Consider the following 14,025-nt stretch of genomic DNA (forward strand, 5'->3'; position numbering starts at 1 on the left):
AATTAAAGGGTGAGAAAAATGAAAGAACCAAAGATTGGTTTAGCACTTGGGTCTGGAGGAGCGAAAGGGTTTGCTCATATTGGTGTAATAAAGGTTTTAAGGGAAGCTGGTATCCCTATTCACATGATTGCAGGAAGTAGTATGGGGGCGCTAATAGGTACGTTTTATGCGGCAAGTAGTAACGTTGAAAGATTGTATAAATTGGCATCTGTTTTTAAGCGGAAGTATTATTTAGATTTCACGGTACCGAAAATGGGATTTATTGCTGGAAAACGTGTCAAAGATATGATTAAAATGTTTACATATAATAAAAATTTAGAAGAGTTAGATATCCCGACGGCTGTTGTGGCTACTGACATATTGAAGGGGGAAAAAGTGGTTTTTACAAGTGGGCCAGTTGCAGATGCGGTGAGGGCTAGCATATCTGTTCCTGGAGTGTTTGTACCAGAAAAAATAGATGGAAGATTATTAGTGGATGGTGGAGTCATTGATCGCATCCCAGTATCGGTTGTGAAAGAGTTAGGGGCCGATATTGTTATCGCTGTTGATGTATCTCCAATTAAGGTGAATGGCGATGTTACGTCCATTTATGACGTAATCATGCAAAGTATTGAAATTATGCAGCATGAGCTTGTAATGAATCGGCAAATTGCATCGGATTTAATGATGCGACCAGCTGTAGAGCAATTTAGTTCACGTGCTTTTACAAACATTGAAGACATTATTCGAGTTGGAGAAGTAGAAGCAGAAAAACATATTTCAAATATTTATTTATTAATTGAGCAGTGGAAGGAGAAACATAATGTTTAAGCGTTTTCGGTTTATATATGCAATCTTAATAGGGGTTATATTGGCGATGTTACTTGTTTACGTACGTTTACCGTATTATATAACAAAACCAGGAATGGCTGCCAAATTAGAGCCTTATGTTCAAGTTGAGGGTGGAACGAAAGAATCTGGTGATTTTATGCTTGTTACGGTTTCAATGGGACCAGCAAATGTGGTGAATTTAATAGCGGCACAGTTTAATAAATATACACATATTTCGAAAGCGGAAGAAATATTGCAAAAAGGTGAGAGTGATGAAGAATATCAATTTCGCCAAAATTATGCGATGAAAGATTCGCAAAATGCAGCAATTTATAATGCATATAAACGTGCAAATCGCTCAGTATCTTTTGAAAATAAAGGTGTATTAGTTGCTGGTGTGGCAAAAGGAATGCCGTCAGAAGGAAAGCTTAAGCTTGGTGATGTTATTATAGCTGTTGACGGAAAAACATTTGAAAAGACGGAGCAATTTATTGAATATATGACAGGGAAAAAAGAAAACGATGCTGTAAGTATTGAGTACATGAGAAATGGAAAACAATTGAAAGAGAATTTAAATGTAAAGACGATTCCTAATGGGAATGGACGTGTCGGTATAGGTGTTTCTATCGTTACGGAAAGAGAATTAGTGGTCGATCCGAAAGTGAAAATTAATTCTCATGAAATTGGTGGACCATCCGCAGGTTTAATGTTCACATTAGAAATATATAATCAACTTGTGGAAGAAGACTTAACGAAAGGACATGAAATAGCTGGAACAGGTACAATTAATGAAAAAGGAGAAGTGGGCCCAATTGGTGGTATAAATCAAAAAGTGGTGGCTGCTAGCGATGCGGGGGCTGAAGTGTTCTTTGCGCCAAATGAAAAAGGTGCGGAGAAATCGAACTATAAAGATGCACTTGAGACTGCAAAGGATATTAAAACAAAAATGAAAATTGTACCAGTAGATACGCTGGATGATGCGTTAACATATTTAGAAAAGATGGATAAGGAAAAAACCTCTCTGAAATAGAGAGGTTTTTTATAGGAATTTTGTAGTTGTTTCATCATAGCGAATAGGATGGTGTGTTATATCCTGTTTTAATAGTTGTGTGCGTAACGGTTCGTGCATGATGGAGAAATATACAGAGTTTGCTTTTTTCTCTATATCTAAAGCGGCATGGTCGAATGTTTTTGTATGAGTAAGGATTGGAAGTTCGATTTTTTTCTTGTTTTTTGAAAGGTAAGTTTGTCCTTTTTGTGACATGCCTAGCAGGCGAATATATGGTGCGTGTTGTTTTATATTTGCGCTACGTATTTCTTCTTTTGTTGTGTTTGTTAAAATGTGTGTACAAGCTCTTTGTAATCTAGTCCATGTATAACGTTTTGTTTTTAATGCTTCCATGAATGAATAGAAGGAGGAACTGTTTTGTATTTTTGATAAAATACGATGCTCTAAACCTTCTTCTATTTCATATATATGTCGTAAGTCCCCTGGAGACATTGTCATGAGTCTATATTTAAAAAATGAAAAGTATTGTTCCCAATTATGTAATATCCCGTAGTTTTGTTTGTAATTTGCTAAAAGCGAAGTGGTTGCCTGTGGGAGAAAAGGTTTAATTGTTGTAAATGATCCTTCTTCGCTAAAGAGTTGTTTTCGGATGCTTGTTGCGCTTGCAATATGTTGGTCATTAAATGTTTCATCATGATAATGAGAGGCAAATCTTTTTATAGTTTGAGCTTGTATAGAGCTATTTTGTGACAGAATTGCTTTCATATATTGGAAGCCTAAAATATTATTTGGTTGTGACATATCTATGTTTTTTTCAGATGTTAAAATGTGTGAGAAAGCATCCGATGTTGCTTTTGCATAACTATTACCAGCGTCCATGAATTGTTTTACAAGGTAGTTAAAAGTCTCTTCTTCGTTTTTTTGTACGGAGATGGTATTATAAAAATTTTCGATTTGTCCATCCTCACTACCGAAACAAATTTCAGAAACACGTAGGGCATTTAAAATGGAAATAGCACCATTTGCGAAGGTTTCAGCCTTTTGTGTTGCAAAGACGTATGGAAGCTCTACAACAAGGTCTACGCCGTTTGCTAAGGCCATTTTAGTGCGATACCATTTGGAAATGAGTGCGGGCTCACCACGCTGTAAAAAAGGACCACTCATAACGGCAATTATTATATCAGATTGTGTTAACTTTTTTGTCTGTTGCACATGATAAAGATGACCGTTATGAAAAGGGTTATATTCAACAACAATACCACCAGCTTTTATGGTAATCTCTCCTTTCGATGTAGCATCTTTTTGAAAAACGTGATACTCTATATATTATTTACTATGATGACTTCATTATAGTGTAAAGAAAAAACATTGACAAATATAAAATGGCTAGCTATAATTTTGTTTGTTGCCTTGAGGTGATATGATATGAAATGGTCCATCCATCAATTGAATAAATTGAGAAATAAAGGATTGACATTGGATGAGATGGTAGATGTAAGTGAGCTAAAAGAGGTCGAGAAAGATATTCGTGAAATTAATCCTGTTCATGTAACGGGAAGAGTTGATTTTGGCTCCGGTAAGTTTACGTTTCATCTACATATAACTGGAAGCATGGTTTTACCATGTTCTCGCTCTTTAGTAGATGTGACATTACCATTTGACATTAAAACAACTGAGGTGTTCCAAACTTCACAAGAAGAATTTGAAACTGAAGCTGAAATTCATTCTTTAGAAGGAGAAGTACTTGACTTACTGCCCGTAATCAAGGAAAATATACTTTTGGAGATTCCAATGCAAATTTTCAGTGATGATGTTTCTGGTGGAGCACCGACGCAAGGTCAAGACTGGCAAGTGATTTCGGAAGAAGACAAAGAAAAGACTGTTGATCCAAGATTGGCAGGACTTGCAAAGTTTTTTGACAAATAATCGGAAGACTGGTTCAGGCCTTCATATGAAAATAACTATTTCTTTTAAGGAGGTGGGAAGAATGGCTGTACCTTTTAGAAGAACTTCTAAAACAGTAAAAAGAAAGCGTCGTACGCATTTCAAATTATCAGTACCTGGTATGGTAGAGTGCCCAAGCTGTGGTGAAGCGAAATTAGCTCACCGTGTATGTAAAGCATGCGGTACTTACAAAGGTAAAGAAGTAATCAGCAAGTAATTGCGGGAAAATAAACGCAGAAGATATCTTCTGCGTTTATTTTTTTTGTCTTAATCTTTAGTTGTTGTATTCTATCTTTTCTAGTAACTGCATATGCTTAATAAAAAATGCATAGGGAGGACTAGAGAGATGGCGACAACAAGACAAGATGCTTGGACTGATGATGAAGATTTGCTTCTGGCAGAAGTAGTACTCCGGCATATTCGAGAAGGTGGAACACAACTTTCTGCCTTTAAGGAAGTGGGGAAAAATTTATCTCGTACACCAGCAGCATGTGGGTTTAGATGGAATTCTTACGTAAGAAAGCAATATAAAGAACGTATTGAGGAAGCAAAGCAACTTCGTAAAGTAGAAAATTATGAAGTGAAAGAGACAAAGGTGTTAGAACCTACGTCAATTACGTTGAATGATGTTATTGATTTCTTGCAAAATTATAAAGATGAAAACTCTTTAACGGTGTTGCAACAACAAGTTGAATCATTACAAACAGAAAGAGAGCGTCTTCTGGAGCGATTATCAGTATATGAAGAAGAGTATAGAACACTACTTGATTATATCGATCAAAAAAGAAGTGTAATGGTAGCGGAAAGAAACAATGCTCGCTCGAATGAGAAGTTAGAGAAGCTTAAGAAATAAAAAACAGCTGTTATACAGCTGTTTTTTTATTTCTTAAGCCGATTCTTCGTTTGTAACCGCATTCAAATTTGCTTCTGGCTGCCAAATATAAAAATCTCCATCAGTTACTGATACGGGGTTGAAATTTAATTTATCCCAAAAACCAGCTGAATGAATACGTGCTATCGTTTTAATAGGAAATTGCATTTGTTTCGCATGATTTACAAGCATTTGCCCGAATCCTTGTTTTTGAAAAGTTGGTAATACTTCAAGTTTATAAAGTTCTAGGTAGGGACCTGTAATTTCGAATGGTTCTCCACCGTTTCTTTTCATATATAGACTCATACGTGCGATTAGTGATCCGCCATAATAAATACCGTAAAATGGAGATTCACTGTCGTTTTCAATAATGTTTGCTTGTAATTCTTCCAGCATAGATAGTTCCTGGGCTCCGCACCCTTTAAATTTTTTGAATTCATCTAACGTTTTATAATTGATGAGCAAGCGCTCAACTTTTGGGAATCCCATTACATCACATCCTTTTCTTGTCTCGTTGAATGCAGAAAAGTAAAAATATTTATAATAATAGTATAACTCATTTTTTTATTTTTATGAAGAAGATAGTATATTTCTTTTTTTATTTTTTTGAGGATTTGCTAAACTAAGAGTAGAAGCGTATTAATAGGTGGTACATACATAGTGAAAAATGAGAGTATATTTGTTGGGCAGAGGACAGCGGAATTATAGGGCGTACTCAGGTGCTTTAAAAAGATATAAAGGGGGGAAGGCAAGGGCACTTAGTGTGAATTCCTTGTGTAAAAATGAAAATTGGAATTGTCGGACCAGGTGCTATTGGTCTATTGTATACATTTTATTTACAAAAAAATAACCAAGATGTTACGTTGTTTACAAGAACAGCTAAGCAAGCTGAAGAATTAAATGAAACAGGTGTAACTTGTATTAGAGATGGAAGATGTGAAACAGTATATCCATCTGTTTTACCGATAGAAAGTATGGTAGCGCAAAATTTAGATTATATATTTATTGCTGTGAAGCAATATCATATAGATGACGTACTACCGTTTGTGGAAGGGGCATCATCATTAATCTTTTTGCAAAACGGAATGTCGCATCTTCAAAAGATGCTGAACATAGGGAGTAAAAATATAGCTGTTGGTATTGTAGAACATGGTGCGAAAAAAGAGGGAGGGCATATCGTTCATCATACTGGGATAGGAATAACAAAATTTGGAGTGGTTTGTGGTCAATCTATACATTTGAAAAAAATATTCAATTATTTTCCTTTTGCTTATTTTCCAGTTCAAATAGAAACGGATTGGGAAGAGATTATGCATAAAAAATTAGTAGTAAATGTATGTATCAATCCGTTGACAGCACTATTGGGAGTTAAGAATGGTGAATTAATCACGAATCGTTTTTTTTATCAAATGATGGAGCAAGTGTTTCAGGAGGCAGCATTTCTTATTAGAGGAGAAAAAGAAATGGTATGGCAAATGGTACGAAATGTGTGTGAAGGAACGTCTCGTAATACATCTTCTATGCTAGCGGATGTAAGAGCGAGTAGACAGACGGAAATTAATGCGATTGTTGGATATGTATTAGAAGAAGCTAAGAAACAGCAACGACCAGTTCCGACACTTCAATTTTTGTTCGATGCAATAAAAGGTTTAGAAACAAGAGTATAAGTGTTATTCTTTGCTTTTACGTGAAACATTGACTACAATGTGGATTGGTGAGAGAACTGGATACGAAAGGAAGAATTATATGGAGATAAAAGAAATCTCTGTTCCGCAACAAGGTATTGTAGCGGACTATATGAACGGTAAAAAAGAGATACAGTCATGTTTTGATTATATGTTAACAGAAGATGCTTTTAAACAACGTTTACATGATTTGCGTGAAAGGGAGTTTTTCCGCCAAGATTTAGTAGCGCATTTATTAGAATATAATACAAAATTACAAGCGGGAGAATCTACACTTCAAAATGTAAAAGCGCTTGGAGATGAAAATACATATGTTGTTATAGCTGGACAACAAGCGGGGTTATTAACTGGACCGCTTTATACAATTCATAAAGTTATTTCAATTTTGCAGCTTGCAAAGGAAAAGGAAGAAAGTTTAGGAGTTAAAGTTGTCCCTGTCTTCTGGATTGCGGGTGAAGACCATGATATGGATGAGATTAATCATACTTTTGTAGCGAAAAATAAAAAGATGAAAAAAACTATTTTTTATGACCGTAATCCGAAAAAGGCAAGTGCTTCTGAGTCTGAACTTTCTGTTGAAGATTGTAGAAATTGGATTGAAGAGATTTTTAAAACATACCCAGAAACAAATTTTACAAAAGATGTATTAAAATTTGTTGATGATGCTTTGAAAAAATCGAATACGTATGTAGATTTCTTTGCTCATCTTATTACGAAAATCTTTGCTAATTCTGGTTTAATCCTTGTTGATTCACATCATCCTGAATTAAGAAAGTTAGAAATTCCATTTTTCAAGCGAATTATAAGTAAGTATAAAGAGGTACAAGAGGGCCTTCGTAATCAGCAGGAAGTAATTAAAGAACTAGGATACAAACCGATTATTGAAACGAAGTCTCATGCAGTGCATATATTCATGGAAATAGATAATGAACGAGTATTGCTTGAAGAGCATCAAGGTAAGTTTGTTGGAAAGGATGGGGCGCATTCCTTTTCATACGAAGAGTTGATTGAAGAGATGGAGAGAAATCCGGCACGTTTTAGTAATAATGTTGTAACACGTCCTCTTATGCAAGAGTATGTATTTCCTACGCTCGCATTTATTGGAGGTCCAGGGGAATTAGCTTATTGGAGTGAATTACAACAAGTATTCCATACTGTCGGTTTTCAAATGCCACCTGTCGTTCCTCGTCTTACAATTACTTATGTGGAGAGAGATATAGCGACAGATTTATTCGATCTGCAATTGAGAGAAATTGATCCGTTTTTAAATGATGTCGATAAACTGCGTGAAAACTGGTTGTCTAATCAAATAGAGGAACCGATTGATGATCATTTTGAAAAGGCGAAAAAAGAAATTGCCGATATTCATACATCTTTACAGCAATTTGTAAAGAAAATAGAGCCAGGGTTAGGTGCGTTTGCAGGGAAAAACGAATTGAAAATTAATGAACAAATTGAACTGTTGGAAAGAATGTTGAAAAGAAATGTTGAGAAAAAGTATGAGGTTCAGCTAAATAAATTCCGCCGTATACAATTCGCACTTCGTCCATTAGGTGCACCGCAAGAACGTGTGTGGAATGTATGTTATTATTTAAATCAGTTTGGTTTAGATTTCGTTAATCGTGTAATGGAAAACCCTTTTTCTTGGGATGGAAAACATCATGTTATAAAACTATAAAATCTTGCTCTTTGGAGCAGGATTTTATTTTTATTCCGTTGAATTTACTGTGAAGTGATTTTTTTCTGAATTATCAATCAAAAAATGTTAGATATGGCAATTGTGTTGGATACTTAAATATATGACAAAATAGCACAAAATGTAAACGTATTATTCGCTTTTTCGACAGTTTTTTATTTAAATTCCCGCAAAAGATGATAAAATTTAGTATATAATAAAAGAAAATAGCGATTTGTATAGTATGTTGCCTTTGTTGGTAAGTTAAATGAGTCGTTCTTTCGTATTATTTCATTCTCTAAGCGTGAAATATGTGTTTAGAGGAAGGGATACATTCAACATAATTAATTGGAAAAAGAGTAGGTGCAACAATGTTTAAACACGTAACAGTGCTTTTAAAGGAAACAGTAGACGGCTTAGATATAAAGCCAGATGGTACATATGTAGATTGTACACTGGGGGGAGGAGGACATAGTTCTTATTTATTATCCCAATTAACTGAAGGTGGAAAATTAATAGCGTTTGATCAAGATGAGATAGCGATTCAAAACGCGAAAGAAAAGTTCTCTTCATACGGTGAACAGTTTATAACAGTAAAGAGTAACTTCCGTTATTTAGCTGAAAAACTGCAGGAAATAGGTATAACAGAAGTAGATGGTATTTTATTTGATTTAGGTGTTTCATCCCCACAATTAGATACACCAGAACGAGGCTTTAGTTATCATCATGATGCACCGCTAGATATGCGGATGGATCAAGATGCCCCATTAACAGCGTATGATGTTGTAAATAGCTGGTCATATGAACAACTTGTAAGGATTTTCTTCCAATACGGTGAAGAGAAATTTTCAAAACAAATTGCAAGAAAAATTGAAGCTTATCGTGAGAATAAAGCTATTGAAACGACAGGAGAATTAGTAGAGCTAATTAAAGAAGGTATTCCGGCTCCAGCTCGTAGAACGGGTGGGCATCCTGCTAAGCGAGTGTTTCAGGCAATTCGTATAGCTGTAAATGATGAATTAAAAGTATTTGAAGAAGCATTGGAATCTGCTATTGAGATGGTTAAGCCAGGTGGAAGGGTTAGTGTTATAACATTCCATTCATTAGAAGATCGTATTTGTAAAACAACGTTTAAGCGAAATAGTACAACGCCACAATTGCCGCCAGGATTACCGATTATTCCTGATGAATTTAAGCCGAAATTAAAGCTTATTACAAGAAAACCGATTTTACCTTCTGATATAGAGCTAGAAGAAAATAATCGTGCGCGTTCTGCGAAGTTGAGAATCGCTGAAAAACGATAAAAGGGAGAGAGAGGTATGACTAATTTAGCTGTAAAGTACAAACAACAAGCGCAAGAAGAGGTGCAAATTCAAACGCCCCCACAGCAGATGGCTAAGCCGAAGGTTAAAGCGAAAATTACAAGAATCGAAAAACTGTTGTATGTAGCGTTTATTGGCTTTTTATTGTATGCCTGTGTCGCGTTTATTGGAAATAAAGCAGGCCTTTATCAAGTTAATGTAGAAGCAGCGACGATAGAAGAAAAAATTGTACAGCAGCAAAAAGAAAATCAAGAATTACAAGCTGAAGTAGAGAAGTTAAGTCGCTATGAACGAATCGCTGAAGTTGCAAAAAAACACGGGCTAGAAATTAATGCGAATAATGTGAAAGGCCTCAAATAAGGCAATAGGTGTGAAGGAACGATGAAGAAGAATATGACTAAATTTCATACCAATAAGGGAGCAGGTTATTTTATGATATTTTTCCTCCTGCTCTTTTTGCTGTTATTAGCCCGATTTTTTTACATACAATCAACAGGAACAGTTCATAATCAGGATTTAGATGCACTTGCTAAACAAAAGCATAGTAAAAAAGGAGTTCTTGAAGCGAACCGAGGAACCATTTATGATCAAAACGGTCATGTGTTAGCGCAAGACGCAAAATCTTACAAAATGGTAGCTGCACTAAAAGGTGCTAACTCAGTTGAGAATAAAGAAGATACTGCAAAGAAAATTGCAGGAGTACTTGGAAAAGGCGAAGAGGATATTTTAGCTTCTTTAAATAAGGAAGGTAGAAGTCAAGTCGAATTTGGAACGTTAGGCAAGGATTTGACGAAAGAAAAGAAGGAACAAATAGAAGCGTTGAAGTTGCCGGGGATATCTTTTATTACAGAAAATGCAAGGGTGTATCCAAACGGTGATTTTGCATCTTACGTTATAGGTCATGCAAAACCAAATGAGAATGGAACCTCGGTAGGTCAATTTGGCATAGAGAAAAGCTTGGATAAATACTTAAGTGCCTCGAACGGAGAAGTAGCATATACAGGTGATCGTAAAGGTGTGTCCCTTGATGGGGGAAAAGTTAATGTAAAGGCACCTAAAAATGGAGATAACGCTTATTTAACAATCGATCAACGTGTCCAAAGTTATTTAGAAGACGCGATGAAAGCAGCAAGTAAGCAATATGAGCCAGAAAGTTTAATAGGGATTGTTGCAGATCCGAAAACTGGGAAAATATTAGCGATGTCTACTAAACCTAGTTATGACCCTAATGATCGTCAAATTAAATATTTCTTCAATGACGCGATTGCCAATGCATTTGAACCTGGATCAACAATGAAAATTTTCACGTTAGCGGCAGCTATTAATGAAGGTGTGTACAAAGGCCAAGATTATTATCAGTCCGGGACATATCAAGTCGGAAATAGGAAAATAAAAGATCATAACGGTGGTGCTGGTTGGGGCTCTATCACGTTTGATGAAGGGGTAGAGCGTTCTTCAAACGTAGCGTTTGCAATTTTAGGAGATCAAAAACTTGGTCCAGAACGTTTCCGAAAATATATTCATAGTTTTGGATTAGATGAAAAAACGAACATTGATTTATCAGGTGAAGGATCGAATACAATTTTATTTGATCAGCAAATACAACAAGTGACAACAGCTTTTGGACAAGGTTCCACTGTAACACCAATTCAGCTTGTACAAGCTGCAACGGCCATTGCAAATGATGGGAAAATGATGAAACCTTATGCAATTGATAAAATTGTAGATCCGATAACAGACAAAGTAAAATTAGAACATAAGCCAGAAGAAGTAGGAAAACCTGTTACAAAGGAAACAGCAGCGCAAGTAAGACAATTATTAGAACGTGTTGTTACATCTCCGAAAGGTACAGGGACAGCTTATAAAATTGATGGATATTCAGTTGGTGGTAAAACAGGTACAGCGCAAATTCCGGATGGAAAAGGCGGCTATATGACAGGGAGACAGAATTATATATTCTCATTCTTAGGTATGGCACCAATGGACGATCCACAACTTGTTGTGTATGTAGCTGTTAAACAGCCGAAATTAAAAGATGATGAGAACGGTGCACAACCGTTAGCTGATATTTTTAAATATGTAACAAAAAATAGTTTAGAGTATTTAAAGATTAAGCCAAATGAAGTGAAAGATCCGAAAAAACATCTGAAAGAACAACAAACTACTGTTCCGGATGTAAATGGTAAAACGATGGCTGAAGCGGGGAAAGCGATTGATAAAGCAAAACTTCGTCCAATCGTACTAGGTGAAGGGAAAGTACAGCAACAAGTACCAAAAGCGACTGAACAAACATTAAAAGGCGACCGAGTCTTCTTGGTAGGAGATAAGCCTACAATGCCAAATATACAAGGATGGGCACTGCGTGATGTTATGAATTTAGCGAAGACATTACAGCTTAACTTGAAACCTTCTGGTACAGGATACGTAACAGAACAAAGTGTGGCGGAAGGAACATTATTACAACCTGGTACAGAATTAGGTGTCACACTCGTACCGCCACTCGAACCACAGCAAGAAGCAGAAAAGCCGTAATGGTAAAAGAGAATAAGTTCTAATTAAATAAGTACAAGCATATATTGGAACAAGCTAGGCGTAAGGGAGGCTTGTTCCGATATGCGTGTATCAAATGTAACAGTTAGAAAACGACTTATTTTTATACTTATATCAGGTATACTTATTTTCACGATTATCGATATTCGTCTTGGATATGTGCAATTTTTTCTTGGGAATATGTTAACGGATCGTGCGAAAGATTCATGGAGTCGTAATATTACTTTTGAACCCGAACGTGGGAAAATTTTAGACCGAAATGGTGTGGAACTTGCCACGAATAAAAGTGCTCCAACTGTCTTTGTTGTACCGAGGCAAATTGAAAAACCAGCAGAGACTGCAGAGAAGTTAGCTGCAGTATTAGGTGTGGAAAAAGATGAGATTTATAAAAGGATTACAAAAAAAGAATCGATTGTAAGGTTAGATAAAGGCGGAAGGAAAATATCACATGACAAAGCGAAAGAAGTACGAGGATTAAGTCTGAAGGGCGTGTATATCGCAGAGGATTCTATCCGGTACTATCCATTTGGAAACTTTTTATCACATGTATTAGGTTTTGCAGGTAGCGATAACCAAGGTCTTATGGGACTAGAAAAATATTATGATAAAGAGCTAAATGGGGACAAAGGTCATGTGCGTTTTTTTGCAGATGCGAAAGGACAAAGGATGCCTAATGTTGGTGATGATTTCAAAAAGCCAGAAGCCGGTTTAAATTTAGGATTAACAATCGATGCGCGTATTACAAGGATTATGGAAAGAGAAATGAATATTGCGGAGTCAACTTATAATCCTGACGGTATGATTGCGATTGCAATGAACCCTAAAAATGGTGAAGTTTTAGGGATGTCTAGTCGACCGAGTTTTGACCCAGCGGATTTTCAAAGTGTCTCTCCAGAAGTGTATAACAGAAATCTACCTGTATGGAGTACGTATGAGCCTGGTTCAACATTTAAGATCATTACATTAGCTGCAGCATTGAATGAAAATTTAGTAGACTTAGAGAAGGATACGTTTTATGATGATGGAGCAGCTGAAGTAGGTGGAGCTAGATTGAAATGCTGGAAAGCAGGAGGTCATGGCAGTCAAACGTTTTTAGAAGTCGTTCAAAACTCATGTAACCCGGGATTTATTGAACTTGGTGATCGCCTTGGTAAAGACCGATTATTTAAATACATTCGTAATTTTGGTTTTGGGCAGAAGACTGGAATTGACTTGCAAGGTGAAGGCAGTGGGATTTTATTTAATTTAGATAAAGTTGGTCCAGTAGAGCAAGCAACAACTTCATTCGGCCAAGGAGTTTCTGTTACGCCGATTCAACAAGTAGCAGCTGTAGCGGCGGCTGTAAATGGTGGAACATTGTATCAGCCGTATATAGCTAAGGAGTTTATTGATCCGAAAAATAATCAAGTTGTTAGTAAAAAGACACCTGTTGAGAAAAGAAAAGTTATTTCCAAGGAAACTTCAGAAAAAGTTCGTTATGCATTAGAGAATGTTGTAGCGAAAGGTTCTGGTAAAGGTGCTTATATTGATGGATATCGCGTAGGTGGAAAAACGGGTACTGCTCAAAAGGTGAAGGATGGTAAATATTTAGAGAATAATTATATAGTATCTTTTATCGGATTTGCTCCAGCGGATGATCCAGAGATTGTTGTGTATGTAGCTGTTGATAATCCAAAAGGGGTTACACAGTTTGGTGGAGTGGTAGCAGCTCCGATTGTCGGGAATATCCTTCGAGATGCACTTCCTGTTATGGGAGTGAAACCGAGAAAAGAACAAGTTGAGAAAGAATATAAATGGGGCGATACACCAACTGTGGAAGTTCCGAATTTAATTGGAATGAAAAAGAAAGACTTACAAACACAACTCGTCGATTTGAAGCTTGATATAAGTGGAGATGGAGAGAAAGTAATTAAACAATCACCAGAAGCGGGAGCTAAAGTAAAAGAAGGCTCAAAAATTAGAATTTACTTCGGGAATTAAAGGTAACATAGTACGTTTTATGGTACAATTGGTGGAAGTGAGTTCTTTATAGAACAGTTACTTAATTTGAGACAGTAAGTGTCTCATTCATAAATAGGTCAGTAGCACTTACCTCCTTATATAGGAGGTAATGTGTTGCTTACTGAAAAAAGATAAATAAACAATGTAGAGAGGGTTTA

The 14,025-nt window shown here is 36.2% G+C and carries 13 protein-coding genes; 11 read left to right on the top strand and 2 right to left on the bottom strand.

Going from position 1 to position 14,025, the window contains the following annotated elements; genetic code table 11:
* Positions 1 to 18: 18 nt before the first annotated feature.
* Entirely contained in the window at positions 19 to 810 is a 792-nt protein-coding gene (locus HMPREF1014_RS04825; protein WP_000662588.1) for a patatin-like phospholipase family protein, read from the top strand.
* Complete coding sequence (locus HMPREF1014_RS04830; protein WP_000476280.1) at positions 803 to 1,840, top strand: SepM family pheromone-processing serine protease; 1,038 nt, start codon at positions 803 to 805, stop codon at positions 1,838 to 1,840. Before HMPREF1014_RS04825 ends, HMPREF1014_RS04830 begins: the two co-directional genes overlap by 8 nt.
* A gap of 9 nt (positions 1,841 to 1,849) precedes the next feature.
* On the opposite strand, the gene HMPREF1014_RS04835 is transcribed toward HMPREF1014_RS04830, so the two are convergent.
* On the bottom strand, positions 1,850 to 3,031 hold the full coding sequence (locus HMPREF1014_RS04835) for a nucleotidyltransferase (protein WP_009326554.1): 1,182 nt from the start codon (positions 3,029 to 3,031) through the stop codon (positions 1,850 to 1,852).
* Between the two features lie 213 nt (positions 3,032 to 3,244).
* Between HMPREF1014_RS04835 and HMPREF1014_RS04840 the strand changes: the two genes are divergently transcribed.
* The 3 genes from HMPREF1014_RS04840 (at position 3,245) to HMPREF1014_RS04850 (ending at position 4,616) form a co-directional block, all read left to right on the top strand.
* The gene (locus HMPREF1014_RS04840) at positions 3,245 to 3,745 is read left to right on the top strand and encodes a YceD family protein (protein ID WP_000872149.1); all 501 of its coding nucleotides are present in this window, start codon (positions 3,245 to 3,247) and stop codon (positions 3,743 to 3,745) included.
* Positions 3,746 to 3,806: 61 nt separating this feature from the next.
* On the top strand, positions 3,807 to 3,980 hold the full coding sequence (rpmF, locus tag HMPREF1014_RS04845) for a 50S ribosomal protein L32 (protein WP_001984764.1): 174 nt from the start codon (positions 3,807 to 3,809) through the stop codon (positions 3,978 to 3,980).
* 129 nt (positions 3,981 to 4,109) lie between these two features.
* Positions 4,110 to 4,616: an RsfA family transcriptional regulator gene (locus HMPREF1014_RS04850; RefSeq protein ID WP_000246468.1), complete on the top strand. Its 507-nt coding sequence runs from the start codon at positions 4,110 to 4,112 to the stop codon at positions 4,614 to 4,616.
* Between the two features lie 33 nt (positions 4,617 to 4,649).
* Here HMPREF1014_RS04850 and HMPREF1014_RS04855 read toward each other — a convergent pair whose 3' ends face one another.
* Positions 4,650 to 5,123, bottom strand: a complete 474-nt coding sequence (locus HMPREF1014_RS04855; protein WP_000506695.1) for an N-acetyltransferase — start codon at positions 5,121 to 5,123, stop codon at positions 4,650 to 4,652.
* 293 nt (positions 5,124 to 5,416) lie between these two features.
* On the opposite strand from HMPREF1014_RS04855, the gene panE reads away from it, so the two are divergent.
* From panE to HMPREF1014_RS04885, 6 genes are all read left to right on the top strand, one after another.
* A complete protein-coding gene (panE, locus tag HMPREF1014_RS04860) occupies positions 5,417 to 6,301 on the top strand; it encodes a 2-dehydropantoate 2-reductase (RefSeq protein ID WP_000690047.1) in 885 nt (294 codons plus the stop codon).
* 79 nt (positions 6,302 to 6,380) lie between these two features.
* Positions 6,381 to 7,997 carry a bacillithiol biosynthesis cysteine-adding enzyme BshC gene (gene bshC / locus HMPREF1014_RS04865; RefSeq protein WP_000403028.1) on the top strand — a complete coding sequence of 539 codons (1,617 nt, stop codon included), beginning with the start codon at positions 6,381 to 6,383 and terminating at the stop codon, positions 7,995 to 7,997.
* Positions 7,998 to 8,365: 368 nt separating this feature from the next.
* Complete coding sequence (gene rsmH, locus HMPREF1014_RS04870) at positions 8,366 to 9,298, top strand: 16S rRNA (cytosine(1402)-N(4))-methyltransferase RsmH (protein ID WP_000472508.1); 933 nt, start codon at positions 8,366 to 8,368, stop codon at positions 9,296 to 9,298.
* A gap of 15 nt (positions 9,299 to 9,313) precedes the next feature.
* Positions 9,314 to 9,676, top strand: coding sequence for a cell division protein FtsL (gene ftsL, locus HMPREF1014_RS04875; RefSeq protein ID WP_000182804.1), 363 nt, complete (start codon positions 9,314 to 9,316; stop codon positions 9,674 to 9,676).
* A gap of 21 nt (positions 9,677 to 9,697) precedes the next feature.
* Complete coding sequence (locus HMPREF1014_RS04880; RefSeq protein WP_000739953.1) at positions 9,698 to 11,848, top strand: penicillin-binding transpeptidase domain-containing protein; 2,151 nt, start codon at positions 9,698 to 9,700, stop codon at positions 11,846 to 11,848.
* Between the two features lie 81 nt (positions 11,849 to 11,929).
* Positions 11,930 to 13,846 (top strand): stage V sporulation protein D, encoded by a 1,917-nt coding sequence (locus tag HMPREF1014_RS04885; protein WP_001266237.1) that lies wholly within the window; start codon positions 11,930 to 11,932, stop codon positions 13,844 to 13,846.
* The last annotated feature ends 179 nt before the right edge of the window (positions 13,847 to 14,025 follow it).

The organism is Bacillus sp. 7_6_55CFAA_CT2 (assembly GCF_000238655.1).
GTDB lineage: Bacteria > Bacillota > Bacilli > Bacillales > Bacillaceae_G > Bacillus_A > Bacillus_A cereus.

Coding starts and splice junctions, on each gene's coding strand:
- HMPREF1014_RS04825 (WP_000662588.1), top strand. CDS start 19: ATGAAAGAACCAAAGATTGGTTTAGCACTTGGGTCTGGAGGAGCGAAA.
- HMPREF1014_RS04830 (WP_000476280.1), top strand. CDS start 803: ATGTTTAAGCGTTTTCGGTTTATATATGCAATCTTAATAGGGGTTATA.
- HMPREF1014_RS04840 (WP_000872149.1), top strand. CDS start 3,245: ATGAAATGGTCCATCCATCAATTGAATAAATTGAGAAATAAAGGATTG.
- rpmF (WP_001984764.1), top strand. CDS start 3,807: ATGGCTGTACCTTTTAGAAGAACTTCTAAAACAGTAAAAAGAAAGCGT.
- HMPREF1014_RS04850 (WP_000246468.1), top strand. CDS start 4,110: ATGGCGACAACAAGACAAGATGCTTGGACTGATGATGAAGATTTGCTT.
- HMPREF1014_RS04855 (WP_000506695.1), bottom strand. CDS start 5,123: ATGGGATTCCCAAAAGTTGAGCGCTTGCTCATCAATTATAAAACGTTA.
- panE (WP_000690047.1), top strand. CDS start 5,417: ATGAAAATTGGAATTGTCGGACCAGGTGCTATTGGTCTATTGTATACA.
- bshC (WP_000403028.1), top strand. CDS start 6,381: ATGGAGATAAAAGAAATCTCTGTTCCGCAACAAGGTATTGTAGCGGAC.
- rsmH (WP_000472508.1), top strand. CDS start 8,366: ATGTTTAAACACGTAACAGTGCTTTTAAAGGAAACAGTAGACGGCTTA.
- ftsL (WP_000182804.1), top strand. CDS start 9,314: ATGACTAATTTAGCTGTAAAGTACAAACAACAAGCGCAAGAAGAGGTG.
- HMPREF1014_RS04880 (WP_000739953.1), top strand. CDS start 9,698: ATGAAGAAGAATATGACTAAATTTCATACCAATAAGGGAGCAGGTTAT.
- HMPREF1014_RS04885 (WP_001266237.1), top strand. CDS start 11,930: ATGCGTGTATCAAATGTAACAGTTAGAAAACGACTTATTTTTATACTT.